This window comes from Desmospora profundinema, assembly GCF_031454155.1.
In the GTDB taxonomy this organism is placed as follows: domain Bacteria; phylum Bacillota; class Bacilli; order Thermoactinomycetales; family DSM-45169; genus Desmospora; species Desmospora profundinema.
Window position 1 is genome coordinate 136,576 of the sequence record NZ_JAVDQG010000009.1, and the last position, 15,651, is coordinate 152,226.

The following is a 15,651-nucleotide window of genomic DNA, read 5'->3' on the forward strand; positions in this document are numbered from 1 at the left end:
ATCCATGAACAAAAAAGCAGGACCGTTATTTTACCTTTTCCTGGCTGGTTTTTTGGTGGTGGTGTTGTTTCCCTTCATCTGGCAGGCACTGACCGCCCTGAAACCGCCGGGAGAATTGTTTGGCGCCAGCGCCTTTAAACCCTTTCCGGATAACCCGACCTTGAACAATTTCAGCAGTGTGTTCACCCAGCGTCCATTCGCTTCCTATCTGCTGAACAGCACTATCGTGGCGTTGTTGACTACTGTGTACTGTGTGTTTATCGCATCCATCGCGGCTTATGCTATCGCCCGGTTGAGATTTTGGGGCAAAAGTGTGGTCCTGGGGGTCGTGCTGGCGGTTTCCATGTTTCCGCAGATCGCCACCATCTCTCCCATCTTTATGTTTATGCAGGATGTGGGACTAACCAACAGTTATCTGGGTCTGATCATTCCCTATACCACCTTCGCATTGCCGTTGGCATTGTGGAATTTGACGGTCTTTTTCCGCAAGATTCCCTTTGATCTGGAGGAAGCAGCTAAAATGGACGGGGCGTCCACCATGCAAACATTTTGGAAAGTAATCTTTCCGTTGGCTATTCCGGGGACCTTCACCACGGCCATTTTGGTGTTTATCGCAGCTTGGAACGAGTTTTTCTTCGCTTTGACCATCAACACGGATGAAGCGATGAAAACGGTGCCGGTAGGGATCGCGATGTTCCAGGGACGCTTCACCATTCCATGGGCAGAGATTTCGGCAGCGTCCGTAATCGTGACCATTCCATTGGTGATTATGGTCCTCGTCTTCCAGCGCCGGATTGTATCCGGATTGACAGCGGGTGCAGTCAAAGAGTAAAAAAGAAAATCGGGTGATGAACGATGGCGGTTACCATACGTGAAGTGGCAAAGCGGGCAGGCGTCTCCATTGCAACGGTATCCCGGGTGCTCAACGGATCCAAACCGGTAAGCGACCGCCTAAAACAACGGATCCTTGAAGCAGTGGAAGAGACGGGATATCGTCCCAACGCCGTGGCGAGAAGTATGATCCAAAAGAAAACGGGTCTGATTGGTGTCATTGTGCCGGAAATCGCCAATCCCTATTTTTCCGGGTTGGTGGAAGGGATCGAAGCGGTCGCCAATGAATGGTCATACTATCTCATGTTAGCGATCTCCGAAAAAAACGCCCAACGCGAGTTGGAGTTGCTCCGTATCTACCAGTCCAGGCAAATGGATGGGATCTTGTGGGCGGCTGCTCAAATGGATCCGGCATGCCGAGCGGAAGTGGAGAAAATGAACATTCCCTGTGTCGTGATCGGCCAGCGTTTGGAAGAGGTGTGCATCCCCTCTGCCGTGATCGACAACCGGCGGGCTTCCTACGAGACGGTTAAACATCTGATTCAATTGGGTCATCAGCGGATCGGGATGATCCATGGACCGCTTTGGGATGTGCAATCAGGTAAAGAGCGGTTTGAGGGGTATCGGCAAGCACTGTTGGAACACGGCCTTCCATTACGGGACGAATGGACCGCTGAAGGGCTACGGTTCGATGTGCAGGATGGCGTCAAAGGCATGGAATCCATCTGGAATCAACCAGAAAGACCGACTGCTCTCTTCTGCGCTTGTGATCGTATGGCCGTCGGAGCCATGACATACCTAAAAGAAAGGGGTGTGTCTATTCCGGAAGAACTCTCCGTCGCCGGTTTTGACGATGAGGAACTGGCTTCCCTGGTTACGCCCCGATTGACGACAGTGCGCCATTCCCCTTATCAGATGGGCTATGAATCCGCCCGGATCCTAACCGATATCCTTCGTCGAAAACGGAAATCCACCTCTCTTACGCTAACGCTGGATTATCAGGTGGTCATCCGGGACAGTACGGCAACTTGTAAAGAACTCAGCCAACATTGGAATAAATAAACAGGCCATCGACCCGGGTCTGTTTTTTTCTTTTGTCACAGAGGGCGGATGATGATTGTGGTAACAACGACTATAATAGGGGGAGAGATCCTGTCTGTGTGTGAGAACCGGGAATGGAAGAGGGGAGAAACGGAGACAGTTACACCGACCCGGGTATTCGATATAGGTTTAGGTGGCTGACTGGATGAGAGGAAGGGTGACGATGGTGAAAAGATGGATCATTGCTGTCATGGCGGGATGGATGTGTTTGATTCTGGCTGCTTGTGGAAATCAGTGGCCGCAGCCCAGCTTGGAACAGGATATGGATGCGGCTGTAAAAAAAGTGATAAACAGTAGTAAAGGAACCGGTCAAGGAACCGCTTTGTTCCGGATGAATCAGGTTGCCCGTTTCGATTGGCAGGAGGTATACGTGTTTGGACCGGATCATGATGCACAAGAGATTCAAGACCGGATGGGATTGGATTGGAAAGAGGCGGAAGAAGTGGCAGAACGGGATTCCGTCAATCTGATCGCCTTTGTCAAAGAAGGAAAAGTGGTCCGCTATGTGCTGCACCCAACGGATCGGGGAGAATTTGAGGACTTAAACGCTCCCCGCAATCCCGGAACGGCCGTGTTTATCTCGGAAAAGCAAAAGAACGGGAAGTGGTTTATTAAACCGGTGAATCCCGGCGGCCATGAATAAAGGGAGCGGTTAGCCTCTTTTGGGGACCGGTGGATTGTTTCTGGTTAAGGCGTGCCGGGTTCCATTGTGATCGCAGCAAACCAAAAATATGGATATCGGCGAAGCCTCCCCCTTTCCTTACAGCCTGGCGCATGGTTCCCTCCCATTGAAATCCGATGCGCCTGGCTACCTGAGCACTGGCGGTATTGCCGGTTTCACAGCGGATTTCCACCCGGTTGAGCTGTTGGTCGTCAAAAAGATACTGGATCACACGGGACACGGAATGAACCATCCACCCGTTGCCGGTATGCGGGGTGCCCAGCCAATACCCCAGTTCCGCGCTGCGGTGGTCAAAGTCGAGACGTTCCACTGTGACGGATCCCGCCAGGAGACTGTTGTGCCAAATACCGAAATGAACTTGCCGTCCTGCGGAATATGCCAGCAGGGATCGCGTAATATATTGTTCGACATCCTGGGGGGACCGGATCTTGCCAATCCAGGGAAGCCACGGTTCCAAATGGTGTCGGCTAGTTTCGATCAAACGATAAAGGGACCCGGTGTGTTTTTGTTGAAACAGAATGAGAAGCAGCCCTGAGCTTCCCTGTAACACCAACATGGAGCTCCACTCTCCTGTTTTTATTTAACATGCATGCTTCACCTGCATCTCATTCAGCAGGTGGAACGGTTTTTTGTATAGATCCAAAGGGATGGTGGAAACACGGAGGAGGGATTTAGCAATGCGGGTCATAAAGGGGACCGTCTGGCTCCTGTTGTTCAGCCTCCTTACCGCTTGTGTTTCCACACAGGCGGTTCCGTCGGTTTCCGGAGTGGAACTCAAACATGAAAAGGTGGAAGAATTTCAACCCTATCAGGATTCGTCAGTTCCCAATCTGCAGAACTTGATTACCCGTCCCGGCTTTCGGCAATACACCTCACAAAAGCCATACTTATTGGGATACAGTCATGATGGAGCCTATTTAGCGACCATCGTCTTTGAAAAAAAAGCAAATGCCTACCGTATCGATATTTTTCATGTAGGTAATAACTCCCTGGTGGATACCGTCTATGCCCCGGTGGATATAGGAAGGATGGAAAACGGGGATTCGACCGAAGCGGAGATGCTTCAAACAACCCAGGAGACATTGGACTGGGGCTATCGTATTAAAGTGCCGGTACGGCCACATGAAACTCCCATTCATCATCAGATCCGCACCGGGGGAGAAGAATCTTGGATCTTTCACTTGAAACAGGAGGATGGAGGGATTTCTTTGACGGCAGAAGGAAAGGAAGAGCGATGGCAGGTTCACCACTATCCCTTGCGGGATGGGGAACGGATCCGGCCGCAATGGGCCGTTGCCTCTTTTCCTGAAACCGATCGAGGTCCTTGGTCTCTGGTGGTTGCCACTTATAGACCGGATCGAGGTTTGACGGCGATGGTCCAAAGCGTGGATGTCGAAAAATTGGCTCCTGCCTGGTCTGAGGCGCAATTAAAAAAACGAATCAGAGAAGGTCTGGGCGAGGAAGCGCAAATCGTTTACCGGGGTCATCTGACGGATGACGGGCCCGACTTGGTTCTGGCTGTTCTGGGCTCTGAGAAAAGGGATGTTTCTATTGTAAACGGAGTGCATTATCAGGGAACGGTAAGCCAGTTCATTTTGCTAGATGCGGACGGGACTGTTTATTTCCGGGGAAATGCTGCCGGTTTGGTGGAAAACGAGCAGGTTCGGGTCGATTCTCATTTACCCTGGGATGAAAGCGGACGATTCCGGCTGATGTTAAACGAAAAAGAAACAGGGGATGGGAAACGCCGCCTCCTGACCATTGATCAAATAAACGGTGAAGGACGTTTGGCAAGGACCTATGAGTTCCAGTGGAGTCCCGAAAGCGGTCGCTTTGAGCGTATTAAACCCAATCGCTGAAAGGGGAATGCATCGTTGGAGACGCACATCTATTTAATCCGGCATGGTGAAACCCTGTGGAATCGTGAAAAGCGGGTCCAGGGACATCGGGATATGCCGCTGTCACCGGAAGGGGTGGAACAGGCCAGACGGTTGGCGGAACATGTAAAAGACTGGCCGTTGGACGCACTGTATGCCAGCGATTTATCCCGGGCCATCCAGACGGCGGAATGGTTGGGACGCGACCGGGATCTGAAAGTGAACACCTCTTCTGAGATTCGGGAACGGTTTTTTGGGGAATGGGAAGGGTTGCCGATAGAAGAAGTAAAACGGCGCCATCCTCAGAAATGGCTGTCGATCTGGCATCAGGGCGGTCAATATGGAGTGGAAAAAGCAGAAGAGACAAGGCGGCGGATGATGTCCTGGTTGACAACCCTCCTGGAGCGGCACAGTGGGCAACGGGTAGCTGTCGTCAGTCATGGAGGAAGCATTAACGTCGTGTTGGAGCAAGTCAGCGGGGGAGTGTACGGTCCCGGTCGGACCCGGATCGGCAATACCGCCGTTTCCCACTTGATTCATCACAAGGAAGAAGGGTGGCGGGTTTCCGCTGTCAACCGGGACGACCACCTTCAGATGGTATGAGAATTCCTACCCTGACGAACAAGCTTGCTGTAGCGGACTAGTTCCCCTTCTACCCATATCGATCGTGTTTATGTGGAGGGAGGTTTGGAAATCCTGCGGAGTCGACTCTGCCATGCATAGCGAGACCGGGAACGAAAGTGACCATGGCGAGACTTGTGCTTCTATGAGTGCATAGCGAGACCGGGAACGAAAGTGACCATGGCGAGACTAACCAAACCGACCAGCTTGTCCGCGTAAAGGCCAAAAAAACAGATCGAAGTTACATGAAGAGGGACTAGCTTACTTGGAGGGATGAGCGTTGGAATTGAAGCCGTGGTCACCCCTCTGTGGGATGATCTGACATAGAAAAAGGGATCGCAATTTTTCGGAGCTTGATGAAATAGTTCGAACTGTATCCGGTATATAAAGAAGACGAGCGGATTCCTAAAGGAATCCGCTCGTCTTGGGTTGAGCTTCTTCTATATAAGGAAAATGGTACGCTAAGATATTTCTCTGTAACAAAAAATCGGCTCCCTGTACGTTAAGGGAGCCGATTTCTTGTGCTCGTACCTTCAGCATTTTGACAAAAAAGCCTTAATCCCTATCACCTTTGTTTTCCTTTGGCGCAGTGGAGCGATCTTCGTCGAACTGGGCCTATATGATGCAAAGCATGATCATGTGGTTGTTCTGCCTTCGTTTAAACCAACTTGGTCCACATAATGGGTAGAATGGCGAGACATTCTCGTTACGGGATTCCTTCTGCAAACTATGAAAGGAAAAAGTTAGGCAATCTATCAGTCTATTTGCCGTGCTGATAGGGTTTGCCCGGGAATATAGTAAACTAGTAAAACATTTTTAAGATATTGGAGTGTCGCTTGTGAACTGGAATAAATATTATCGAATAAAATTGACGGATCAAGATGTGATCAATGGCCGGCACCGCAAAGTAGTAGGTGGAAGGTGGAAGGAATTAGGGAAACTTCAATGGAAGTTCATGGTTGATCAAGGTCTCCAGCCCGGCCATATGCTGCTGGATGTCGGTTGCGGGAGCTTAAGAGGAGGCCTCCATTTTATCCGGTACCTGAATGAGGGCCATTATTGCGGGATGGATCTCAACCGTTCTCTCATAAAAGCCGGTAAGACGGAAGTGGCCAACAGCGGATTGTTAAAAAAACGCCCCCGATTATTGACAGAGGATCAATTTCGATTTGATCGGTTCAACCAAAAGTTTGATTGGGCTTTGGCCGTATCTGTTTTTACCCATCTTCCGATCAATGTCATACAACGGTGCTTAATTAATATTGAACGATCATTAAAAAAGAGAGGGAAGTTTTATGCCACTTTTTTTGAGTCGGGGGATCGGTTCAACCTAGACCCGATCCCCCGATGGAATAAGATTGTGACGCATTTCGATCAAGACCCGTATCATTACCACGTTTCGGTTTTTAAACATATGATCGAAGGGTTGGATCTGCGATTCACGTATATAGGGGATTGGGGGCATCCGAGAAATCAAAAAATGATCTGTTTCGAAAAAAGGAAGTAAGGATTACTCAGGACGACATGGATGACGTGATCATCAGGCTTAACCTGTGATTCCCTCTTCGAAAAGCAACCCGGCTCCTTAGCGTACAGGAGCCGGGTTTTTTGGTACGAAGAGATGTCTTAACATACATTTTTCCCGAAATGGTCCGGTGACTCCTATATACGTTCCTGATCTTCCACCGCTTCCGGCAGCCTCACCCATGCAACACTTGTTTCACCGTTTCTTTCAACGGGGTTTGTGTTCCAATCAGTTTTTCCAGGTCATCCGACGTTTTCGAGGTTTCCCCGTAAGAAATCTGACTGTAAATAGAAGAAAACAGGAGTGCAACCGGTTCGGGAAGGCCGGTTTTCATCAGAAAATCCTTTCCGTCCTCAAACGAGACGGCCTGGTGAACGACCGGCTTCCCAGAAATCTCCGAAAGGGCTTGAGCCAGTTCCGCAAAACTCCAAGGCTGATTGGAAACAAGGTTGTACGTTTGGTTTTCATGACCTTTCCCGGTGAGGACAGCGGCACTGGCCAAAGCCAGATCGCTGCGGCTCACGGAGTTGACCCTTCCGTTTCCCGTGTTGTTGATAATGGCACCCTGTTCCACAGAGGCGGACAGCTCGGGAGTGACGAAGACTTCCGTATAAAAGGCGCTACGCAGAAAGGTATAAGGGATTTGAGTGGTGCGAATGGCATATTCCGTAGCCAAGTGGAGCAGGGCGGGGCCGAATGTGATCTCCTCGGCAAAGGCGATCCCGCTGTAAACGATATGTTCCACCTTTGCATCACGGGCCGCTTTGATTACATGAGCGTGCTGCACCATGCGCAGCGGCTCGTCATGGGCATCGGGGCTCGGAATAAAGTGAAGCTTGGAAACGCCGGCAAACGCTTTTTCCAGAGAAGCAGGATCATGATAGTCGCCAACTCGCACATCGATTCCGCGGTCAGCGAGAGCAGATGCCTTCTCCACATTGCGAACGACTGCGACGATCTGACCGGCGGGGACGTTTTTGTCGAGGAGATGTTGAATGACCAACCCCCCGAGTTGACCGGTGGCTCCGGTAATAGCAATGGACATCGTCAAATCTTTCCCTTCTGAATGGGGATTGAAATGCTATTAGTAACTAAAATGGTTACAACTAGCCCGAAAAAGGAAGCGCTAAGGAAAAGGCGCTTTTGTTGGTCGGTCGGCAGATGACTGCCGATTTTTATATAGGATCCTCTTGATGTAATAATTATAGTTACAATAGAGAGGGAAGTCAAGGAAGCCGGAAGTGTTTTTTCAACCCGCTTCTTGTGAGGCATTAAGCGGACGATGGACAACAGAAAAGTCTTCCTGCGCAATACCGATCTAATGAGAAACGACCGATTTGGGAATCACCACTTCTGTACTCAACAATTGGGGGCGGTTGATGCGGAAGCGGGGATCATAAATGGTTACCTTCCAATCCTCATCCGTTTCCATCACGTGTGCTCCGTAATCAGGCAAGAAGCGTATAAGAGCCTGGACTTCTCCATCCTTCAGGGCTTCTTCCACCGCCACGAGGTGACGTTCGTCCCGCTCTTCCCCGATTCGGTTCAGACCCGTGAATAGACTGCCTTCGTAATAATGAAATCGATCCTCTTCCCGTACCACTAAATGGAACCGTGAGGGAATAAAATCTGCCTGGAGGGACACTTGGTCCAACCCCGGATGTTGGGAACGTAACTCCGAAACCAGTACCGTACCCTGTACTCCTTGGACAGACACGTGTAGGAAGATAACCAGCCAAAAGAGACGAAAGACGCGGGCGGTGTCAAAGCGTCGTGCAAGAAGAAACGCGGCGGCAAAAGACAGGAGGATAAAAATGTCTACAATGGGTAAGATCCCGAGTGAATACCTTCCCGAAACGAAGGGTTCCCAGATTCCGGTTCCCCATGTGTTGAACCAATCGAATGAAATATGAATCATAGTGGAAATCCAGGCGAGGCCAAACGCGGTACGGAAACGAAGGGACCGATTAAACAACAGAACGATCCCGACAGCGAGCAGGGCCATCAGCGGGGAAACGAGATAGGAATGGGTGATTCCACGATGCCAGGTGAGATATACTTCCGGACTGAGGAAGGTGGTAAACCCTTCGATATCCGGGATTTGTCCACCGATAATGGCGGTAGAGGCGTATCCGATCCGTTCTTTTTTGCTCCAACTTTCCTGTTTGGCGGCGGCGTATACGGCGTAACCGAGTAAACCGTGTGTCAGGGTGTCCACAGCGATTTTCTCCTCTCCTCTTGGGACCTTATTTGTCTGTTCTCCTTTCCTGGTATGGGGAAAGAAACTCTCAATGGTTGTCTCCCGTCACCACGGCAAGGTGGACGGGCAACACGGTCAGTTCTGCCTGTGTGACGGTTTCTTTTTTTCTTGAACGGGTGAGGCTTCTATCCAACATGCCGTCATCGAGACGGCTGTGAGGAAAAAAGGCGGGAATTCCCCCGATGAACGAGCCGTTTCCTGCCACCATCCTATCAACCGGGCCGGCGAAAGTAACGGTTGGCGCTTGGACTTCCAGCTTCTTTTTAAAAGAGCCTGCTTGAAAACCATTCTCCCCCGCCGACAAAAACCCATACGAAGAGGCTCAAGCCTCCTCGTGTGCGGACAGGGAACGGGCACTTCCTTTGGGGACGAGGAGAAAGGCGGACAGTAAGGCGATCACACTGATAATGGCTGCGGTAAGAAACGTCGCGTCCAGTGCTTGGGAAAGGAAATGATGGATCTGTTCCGCCAAGGGTCCGGGCAAGGCGGCCAAGCCTTCAGGAGTGGTCACTCCTTGTGCTTCCCGGAGCTGCTGGATGGCTTCAGCACTGAGATCGGCCTGGTTTTGGGCAATGTAGTCTTCCATTTGGTCCTTCAATTGAAAACTCATCACCGTTCCTAGCAAGGTCATACCAAAAGCTCCGCCCATGGAACGGGAAAACATCTGCGAAGAAGTGGCGGCGCCCCGCTCGCTTCCGTTGACGGCGTTTTGGACCGCGACGATGCAGGAAGTCATCGACAGTCCCAAACCGAAACCGAGTACAAACATGCAGACCAATATCCATATATATGGAGTTTGCTGGTTCATGAAAGCGATCGCGGATGCGGCCAAGGAGATCAGGATGACACCGGTTAAGATCGGTGGACGGTAGCCGTGCTTTAGAAGCCAGCGTCCAGCGAGAACGGATGCACTGCTCCACCCCAACACCTGAGGGGTGATCGCCAATCCAGCCAGTGTAGGGGAATGGCCCAGCACCCCCTGAACAAACAGGGGAATGAAGCCGATTACCCCGAACATTCCCATCCCTGTCAAAAAAGCAGTCAAGTTACTGGAAGCGATGATCGGATGGCGGAACAGGGTCAACGGGATAAACGGATTCTCCACCTGATGTTCCCAGCGGTAGAACAATAGCAGCATGGCGGTGCCGACCGCAAATAAGATCCATGCTGCCGGATGGGACGGACCCTGATGACCCACGACTTGAGTAGCGGTCAACAGCCCCAAAACGGCCAGTACAAACAGGGCGGCTCCGGTGTAATCGATTGATTTTTGCTCCCTTTCCTGCTTTTCATTCAAAAAGCGAAAAATAACCCAGACAATCAACAGGCCGAGGGGAAGATTAAACCAAAAAACCCATCTCCAAGAAAAATTTTCTACAGTAAATCCACCGATGAACGGTCCCACGATGGCGGCCAATCCCCACATGGAAGAAAACCAACCCTGCACCCGGGCCCGCTGTTCAAAAGGAAACAAGTCACCGACGATGGTGACGGCAATCGGGAGTACCCCGCCCGCCCCCAAACCCTGAATCACCCGAAATAAAACTAATTGTTCCATGGATTGGGCCAGGCCGCACAGGGCTGATCCACCGACAAAAAGAAGGATTGCGGTGATAAATACCTTTTTTCTTCCGTGGATGTCCGCCAGTTTTCCATAGATGGGAACCGTCAGTGTATTGGCCAACATATAAGCGGAAAACACCCAACTATACAGGGAGATGCCCCCCAATGAGCCGACCACTGTCGGCATGGCGGCAGTGACGATGGTGACTTCCACAGCGGCGATAAACATGGCAACCATCAGGGCAGCTGTGATGATGTTTCGTCGAGTCTCTGTTAAAGTCATAAACCGGATCTCCTTTGAGAACAAATCAACTCTATCGTATCGTGAACCTCTCGCCATTGAAATGGCGAGCTTCTCGTTTCATCGAGCCGACTTCTGCCGTACTCTCCACGAAGGCCAGTTCCTAGCCTGGTTAAGTTTTAAGAAGCTTCTTGTTTAGCGAGTTGTAGAATGTTAATGGCCGCATTGATATCCCGATCCTGTTCATAGCCACAAAAGGGGCAACGATGGACCCGTTCAGCCAATGTTTTTTTGACGATCTCACCACAGCTTGAGCATCGTTGACTGGTGTGATGGGGGTTGACCAGGACTACACGCTTACCGGCACTTTCAGCCTTGTAAGTCGTGTATTGGACCAGTTGCCTCTATCCTGCATCATTGATACTTTTCGCCAGGTGATGATTCTTGACCATCCCTTGTACATTTAGATCTTCAAAGGCGATACAATCGTATCGCTTCACCAGCTGATGACTGATCCGATGGGCGTAATCCTTCCGCTGGTTGGCGATTTTCTCATGCATTCGGGCAAGAAGTTCTCTTCGACAATTTCTCAAATAGGATTCCATTTATTCATCCAGTACTTTTCTGCGGTATTTGATGGACCAAACGATAGGATAATGGACGTGATAGACACAGGTTCTCGCATGCTTGATGTTCTCTTTCCTCATTAGTATAGCGAAAATAATGATAATTCGCCCGTGTGTCAAGCGATTTTTCTTTAACATAATAGTCTGATCGGATTGTCGGACTTGCGAGGGGATGACCTCCTTCGTCCGACGCTCGCTTTCATCTACCCCATTAAAATGGGGAGGATTCCCGCTCGCATTCCCTAAATTCTTCGCGTTGCGAATAGTAAGTTATAACTTGCAAAAATTAGGAGTATCCATTCTGGTGGCGATTAAATAAACTATTCATATAGGAATAATTATAAAAGGCAAGGTGACAACATGAGCCGGGCACGGTTTAATGATTTGTTTGATCAATGGGCTGATGATTATGACCGGACGGTTGCCGGTTCCAATCCCGAATATCAGGAAGTGTTCCAAGGATATGGAAAGATATTGGAAGGAGTTGTCCAGGAACTAAGCCTTCCTCCCGGATCCTATGTGTTAGAGATCGGAGTGGGTACCGGCAATTTAAGTCGACTCTTGCTGGAGGCGGGGTTCCATGTGGTGGGAGTGGAGCCGTCGAAACAGATGAGGGCACGTGCTTTAGGCAAGTTGCCGGATTTGACCCTGCATGAGGGGGATTTTTTACACATTCCGGTACCTGACGGGTCGATGGATGGTGTAGCCAGCACGTATGCGTTTCACCATTTGACAGACCGGGAGAAAAAAGAAGCACTGGCACTCCTTTATAAGACCGTGAAACCCGGTGGGAAGCTGGTATTTGCCGATACCATGTTCAAAGATGAATCGGTCAGACACCAAATGCAAAAGGAAGCGAAGGAACGAGGATTTAGGCAATTGGCAGAAGATCTGGAGCGCGAATTTTATCCCCTCTTGGATTCGATGAAGCAGTTGTTTCTGGAAACGGGATGGAAAGTCCGTTTTGAACAGATGAATCGATATGTGTGGCTGATGGCAGCTGACAAATAAACCCCGTCTCGAATCCCCGAAGGGGGTTTTCGCTTTCGGACAAAGAGGGCGGGACAAATCTGTCGAATGGGTTTTCCCAATGGTTCAAAAGAGGCGGGGGAACCAATATGAAAGCATCGTTGAAAGAGAGCTTGGAGGAATTGCGAGCTTGTCGGGAAACGAAGTCCATGCTGGACGCTGAATTTGAAAGCGCTTACGAAGAAGGGATCGGTGTTTCCGGCGGCTGGTGATGGAGTACGGTCAAAAGCACATACCCCGGTCGATATGGCCGGGGTCTTCTTCTGTGTCAATGTATCCATGTTAATTAGGGTCTGCTTGGAGGGAGACTTGGATTTTCGGCGAAGCGACTTGCTCATTGGAGCGGAGATGGAAAACCAAGCCGACCGGCCTTCGGTGCAAGGGGTGAGGTGTCTTTCCCAGTAGGATGGTGTATCATAGGATTGAGGTTGCCGACGGCAACGTACGGAGACACAGACAAAAGAATTTGGAGTGGAAAGAGATGACTTTGGACGGATTGTACAAGGAACTGCGGGACCTGGACGAACGGGAGCTGGAGACGATTTACAAACAGGTACAGGCATTGAAGCGCACCCGGGTTAGCCCCCTGGCGTATATCGAAGAAATGATGAATTTCCAATCCCATGGATTCGATCCCCAAAAGGGAGTCTATATCCATCGGATGCTGGTAACCGATGAGCTCAAAAATCGGTATCAGATTCTTCATGGCGGAATTACCGCCACTTTCATCGATACTGCGATGGGATCCACCGTCTTTCAGGAGATGGGGGAACAGCGGCGGTCTGTTACGCTGGATCTGAACGTCAGCTTTTTGAAACCGGCTGTCCGCGGCTGGCTGACGGCGGAGACCGAAGTGATTAAACGGGGACGCACAATCGTGGTTCTGGAGACTAAAGTGAAAGAGGAAACGGGCAAGCTGATCGCCCGAGCGGCCAGCACATTTTTCCGGCAGGAGGAAAATGTGTGAACGACGGACATTGGAGAGGATGGGAAATGAAACAGCCTTATAAGATTGCTGCCAAAGCGATCGTTTTTGACGGGGACCGGGTGTTGGTATTGCGCAAATCCCCCGCGGAGCGCAGTGCCCGGGACAGCCATGGCTGGGATTTTCCGGGTGGGGGGCTGGAGCCCTCGGAGCCGTTGATGGATGCGTTATACCGGGAAGTGCTGGAAGAGACCGGACTTCACATGAAAGTGATTGGACCGGCTTATATCTACGATGATATTCAGGATGAAAAACATCTGATTATCATCAAGTTTGCCTGTCACCAGCCGATGGGACAAATCAAGTTGAGTGCCGAGCATGAAAGTTACCATTGGACCCGAGTGTCCGAATTAAACCAGTCTTCCTACCCCGAGTGGATGAAAGAAGAGATACGCCGTGCATACCGGATCTATATGGAATAAAAAAAAGGCCGTCCAACAGGACGGTCCTTTTTGTATACGGTCTTCCGCTTCGAGGACAACTTCCAGGGAGATCTGCCGGTCGGTTTGTAATCGGTCACGTGCAGTCGATGTTTAGGCGGGATAATGCAGATTAGGGATTACATCCTTTGGCTATGACTACTGGCAACCTAGTTTCAGTTCGATGTGGTTCAAGATTCCAAGGCTGTTTTATTCCTCTTGAAAGAACATGGCAATCATACTGAACACGCATTGATTTAGTATTTTTCCATCTCTTATCTTTAGAATAGTTCTTCTTAAGAATCTCAAATGATTTTGCTGCATGATACAATGCCACATTTCCATTTGGAGCGTCAAACAGAATAGCCTTTGGTCTAATGCTTAATGAAACTACTTTCCCTCTTTTTATCCATTTTACACTCTTGAAGTACGTACTAGAACCTATTTGAAAATTCGATTAATGGACCAGAGAATGAGTGCGACAAAGCAGAAAGCCTTGTACATATGTACATAAGAGTCATATCGAACCAATAAACGGCGAAAGTGATCCATCCATGCAAAACAACGTTCGATTTTCCAACGTTCACCATAAGCCGCTCCAACTGAAACTGGACGACCTCTTTTCACCTTTCGACCCTTTCTCTGTGGAATGGAGGGTTTGATTCCCCGTTTCCGTAAATATTGGCGAAAGTCATAGCTGTCATAGGCTTTGTCTGCAACCAATTCTTGGGGACGATTCCGGGGTCGACCGCGCTTTTGTGGAACGCGGATCGATTCCAGTGTTTGTCTTGCCAGCGTGATTTCATGGGGTTGTGCACAGGTGATATGGATGCCAATGGGAAAGCCGTTTCCTTCGGATACCAGCATCACCTTTGATCCCTTACCAACCTTGGTTTTTCCTATTTTCTCTCCCCTTTTTTCGCAGGGACAAAGCTTCCGTCCAAAAAGGCTTTGGTCCAATCCAGTTTTTGTTGTTCATCCATTTGTTGCAGGAGCGCTTGCCAAATCTGCTCCCAAGTTCCGTCTTCCGACCACTGGTTTAAGCGGCGCCAACAGGTAACCGGGGAGCCGTAATGTGAAGGCATGTCTGACCACGTACAGCCTGTTTTTAACACGTACAAGATCCCGTTGATGGTTTTCCGGTCATCTGCCCGTGGTCGTCCGCGGCCTTGTTTACGAGGCGGCAGAAGGGGCTTGATCCGATCCCACTGTTCTGGCGTTAAATCATGTCGTGTACCCATACCCTCACCATAACATCTATCTAATTATTTTGAAATAGGTTCTAGGCATTCGGTCGCATCCCTTTATATCTATTTTTTTCTGAAGTATACTATAGAACTGATAATGGAAATGATAAATATAGACACAGTCAAATAAAAGTATACAGGATCTCCAGACGATCCTATTTCATCGACAATAACTCCACTCTGAAAGAACAAAACACAAGTTATTAAAAAGATAAAAAGGGAGTTTATCAATATGTAAGAGTCGCTCCTCCATCTTTTATAAAAGAATAAAAGATAGCACAAATTTAATAACGACAGAAATGCAATTAAATAAAATGCGGGTCTTAAGTATACGAAGTCTGCAATTTGGTCCGCACTCATAGTTAATCAATCCTCCACCTTGTATTTAGCTACTTCTTTTATGGACAATACGTCATGTGCCCAATAAACATCTTATCACTTATTCAAATTTAATGTAAGGTAAAAACAATTTATTATCCACCCTTTTTTAAAGGTGTGTGTTTTTTTCTTCTTTTGTTTGAGTCCTTTAGCTACGATGAATAGAGCAATTACTAGAACCTATTTCAAAATTCGATTAACGGACCAGAGGATGAGTGCTAGAAAACAGAAAGCTTTATACATATGTACATAAGAGTCATATCGAA

Annotated in this window: 18 protein-coding genes and 1 pseudogene; 10 read left to right on the top strand and 9 right to left on the bottom strand. The window is 49.3% G+C overall.

Going from position 1 to position 15,651, the window contains the following annotated elements; all coding sequences use genetic code 11:
• Nucleotides 1–4 precede the first annotated feature (4 nt).
• The 3 genes from JOE21_RS16720 (at nt 5) to JOE21_RS16730 (ending at nt 2,575) form a co-directional block, all read left to right on the top strand.
• Nucleotides 5–832 (top strand): carbohydrate ABC transporter permease, encoded by an 828-nt coding sequence (locus tag JOE21_RS16720; RefSeq protein WP_309868499.1) that lies wholly within the window; start codon nt 5–7, stop codon nt 830–832.
• 23 nt (nt 833–855) lie between these two features.
• Nucleotides 856–1,893, top strand: a complete 1,038-nt coding sequence (locus tag JOE21_RS16725) for a LacI family DNA-binding transcriptional regulator (protein WP_309868500.1) — start codon at nt 856–858, stop codon at nt 1,891–1,893.
• 184 nt (nt 1,894–2,077) lie between these two features.
• Complete coding sequence (locus JOE21_RS16730) at nt 2,078–2,575, top strand: hypothetical protein (protein ID WP_309868502.1); 498 nt, start codon at nt 2,078–2,080, stop codon at nt 2,573–2,575.
• Here the strand turns inward: JOE21_RS16730 and JOE21_RS16735 are convergent.
• Nucleotides 2,544–3,170 carry a GNAT family N-acetyltransferase gene (locus JOE21_RS16735; protein ID WP_309868504.1) on the bottom strand — a complete coding sequence of 209 codons (627 nt, stop codon included), beginning with the start codon at nt 3,168–3,170 and terminating at the stop codon, nt 2,544–2,546. The two genes, JOE21_RS16730 and JOE21_RS16735, sit on opposite strands and share 32 nt — an antisense overlap.
• Before the next feature lie 121 nt (nt 3,171–3,291).
• On the opposite strand from JOE21_RS16735, the gene JOE21_RS16740 reads away from it, so the two are divergent.
• The 3 genes from JOE21_RS16740 to JOE21_RS16750 all read left to right on the top strand — a co-directional run bounded on the left by JOE21_RS16740 (nt 3,292) and on the right by JOE21_RS16750 (nt 6,619).
• Complete coding sequence (locus JOE21_RS16740; protein WP_309868506.1) at nt 3,292–4,473, top strand: hypothetical protein; 1,182 nt, start codon at nt 3,292–3,294, stop codon at nt 4,471–4,473.
• Between the two features lie 15 nt (nt 4,474–4,488).
• Entirely contained in the window at nt 4,489–5,094 is a 606-nt protein-coding gene (locus JOE21_RS16745; protein WP_309868507.1) for a histidine phosphatase family protein, read from the top strand.
• Between the two features lie 856 nt (nt 5,095–5,950).
• A complete protein-coding gene (locus JOE21_RS16750) occupies nt 5,951–6,619 on the top strand; it encodes a class I SAM-dependent methyltransferase (protein ID WP_309868509.1) in 669 nt (222 codons plus the stop codon).
• A gap of 193 nt (nt 6,620–6,812) precedes the next feature.
• On the opposite strand, the gene JOE21_RS16755 is transcribed toward JOE21_RS16750, so the two are convergent.
• The 6 genes from JOE21_RS16755 to JOE21_RS16775 form a co-directional block, all read right to left on the bottom strand.
• Entirely contained in the window at nt 6,813–7,682 is an 870-nt protein-coding gene (locus tag JOE21_RS16755; RefSeq protein ID WP_309868525.1) for an SDR family oxidoreductase, read from the bottom strand.
• Nucleotides 7,683–7,955: 273 nt separating this feature from the next.
• The gene (locus JOE21_RS16760) at nt 7,956–8,855 is read right to left on the bottom strand and encodes a metal-dependent hydrolase (RefSeq protein WP_309868511.1); all 900 of its coding nucleotides are present in this window, start codon (nt 8,853–8,855) and stop codon (nt 7,956–7,958) included.
• A 70-nt stretch (nt 8,856–8,925) separates the two neighbouring features.
• Nucleotides 8,926–9,102 carry a hypothetical protein gene (locus JOE21_RS16765; protein WP_309868512.1) on the bottom strand — a complete coding sequence of 59 codons (177 nt, stop codon included), beginning with the start codon at nt 9,100–9,102 and terminating at the stop codon, nt 8,926–8,928.
• A gap of 117 nt (nt 9,103–9,219) precedes the next feature.
• On the bottom strand, nt 9,220–10,743 hold the full coding sequence (locus JOE21_RS16770) for an MDR family MFS transporter (RefSeq protein WP_309868513.1): 1,524 nt from the start codon (nt 10,741–10,743) through the stop codon (nt 9,220–9,222).
• 137 nt (nt 10,744–10,880) lie between these two features.
• Nucleotides 10,881–11,099 carry a zinc ribbon domain-containing protein gene (locus JOE21_RS17865; RefSeq protein ID WP_374709404.1) on the bottom strand — a complete coding sequence of 73 codons (219 nt, stop codon included), beginning with the start codon at nt 11,097–11,099 and terminating at the stop codon, nt 10,881–10,883.
• 6 nt (nt 11,100–11,105) lie between these two features.
• Complete coding sequence (locus JOE21_RS16775; RefSeq protein ID WP_309868514.1) at nt 11,106–11,306, bottom strand: transposase; 201 nt, start codon at nt 11,304–11,306, stop codon at nt 11,106–11,108.
• Nucleotides 11,307–11,687: 381 nt separating this feature from the next.
• On the opposite strand from JOE21_RS16775, the gene JOE21_RS16780 reads away from it, so the two are divergent.
• The 4 genes from JOE21_RS16780 (at nt 11,688) to JOE21_RS16795 (ending at nt 13,763) form a co-directional block, all read left to right on the top strand.
• On the top strand, nt 11,688–12,338 hold the full coding sequence (locus JOE21_RS16780) for a class I SAM-dependent methyltransferase (RefSeq protein WP_309868515.1): 651 nt from the start codon (nt 11,688–11,690) through the stop codon (nt 12,336–12,338).
• 107 nt (nt 12,339–12,445) lie between these two features.
• On the top strand, nt 12,446–12,568 hold the full coding sequence (locus JOE21_RS16785; RefSeq protein WP_309868516.1) for a hypothetical protein: 123 nt from the start codon (nt 12,446–12,448) through the stop codon (nt 12,566–12,568).
• 269 nt (nt 12,569–12,837) lie between these two features.
• Nucleotides 12,838–13,323: a PaaI family thioesterase gene (locus JOE21_RS16790; protein WP_309868517.1), complete on the top strand. Its 486-nt coding sequence runs from the start codon at nt 12,838–12,840 to the stop codon at nt 13,321–13,323.
• Entirely contained in the window at nt 13,320–13,763 is a 444-nt protein-coding gene (locus tag JOE21_RS16795; protein ID WP_309868518.1) for an NUDIX hydrolase, read from the top strand. The genes JOE21_RS16790 and JOE21_RS16795 overlap by 4 nt, the downstream gene beginning before the upstream one ends.
• Nucleotides 13,764–13,893: 130 nt before the next feature.
• On the opposite strand, the gene JOE21_RS17870 is transcribed toward JOE21_RS16795, so the two are convergent.
• Both JOE21_RS17870 and JOE21_RS16800 read right to left on the bottom strand, forming a co-directional pair.
• Nucleotides 13,894–14,205: a DUF2599 domain-containing protein gene (locus JOE21_RS17870; RefSeq protein ID WP_374709405.1), complete on the bottom strand. Its 312-nt coding sequence runs from the start codon at nt 14,203–14,205 to the stop codon at nt 13,894–13,896.
• Nucleotides 14,202–14,971: pseudogene (locus JOE21_RS16800) on the bottom strand (IS5 family transposase); the annotation flags it as partial. The gene JOE21_RS17870 and the pseudogene JOE21_RS16800, both read right to left, overlap by 4 nt.
• Between the last annotated feature and the right edge of the window lie 680 nt (nt 14,972–15,651).

Coding starts and splice junctions, on each gene's coding strand:
- JOE21_RS16790 (WP_309868517.1), top strand. CDS start 12,838: ATGACTTTGGACGGATTGTACAAGGAACTGCGGGACCTGGACGAACGG.
- JOE21_RS16735 (WP_309868504.1), bottom strand. CDS start 3,170: ATGTTGGTGTTACAGGGAAGCTCAGGGCTGCTTCTCATTCTGTTTCAA.
- JOE21_RS16725 (WP_309868500.1), top strand. CDS start 856: ATGGCGGTTACCATACGTGAAGTGGCAAAGCGGGCAGGCGTCTCCATT.
- JOE21_RS16720 (WP_309868499.1), top strand. CDS start 5: ATGAACAAAAAAGCAGGACCGTTATTTTACCTTTTCCTGGCTGGTTTT.
- JOE21_RS16775 (WP_309868514.1), bottom strand. CDS start 11,306: ATGGAATCCTATTTGAGAAATTGTCGAAGAGAACTTCTTGCCCGAATG.
- JOE21_RS16770 (WP_309868513.1), bottom strand. CDS start 10,743: ATGACTTTAACAGAGACTCGACGAAACATCATCACAGCTGCCCTGATG.
- JOE21_RS16780 (WP_309868515.1), top strand. CDS start 11,688: ATGAGCCGGGCACGGTTTAATGATTTGTTTGATCAATGGGCTGATGAT.
- JOE21_RS16740 (WP_309868506.1), top strand. CDS start 3,292: ATGCGGGTCATAAAGGGGACCGTCTGGCTCCTGTTGTTCAGCCTCCTT.
- JOE21_RS16755 (WP_309868525.1), bottom strand. CDS start 7,682: ATGTCCATTGCTATTACCGGAGCCACCGGTCAACTCGGGGGGTTGGTC.
- JOE21_RS16730 (WP_309868502.1), top strand. CDS start 2,078: ATGAGAGGAAGGGTGACGATGGTGAAAAGATGGATCATTGCTGTCATG.
- JOE21_RS16785 (WP_309868516.1), top strand. CDS start 12,446: ATGAAAGCATCGTTGAAAGAGAGCTTGGAGGAATTGCGAGCTTGTCGG.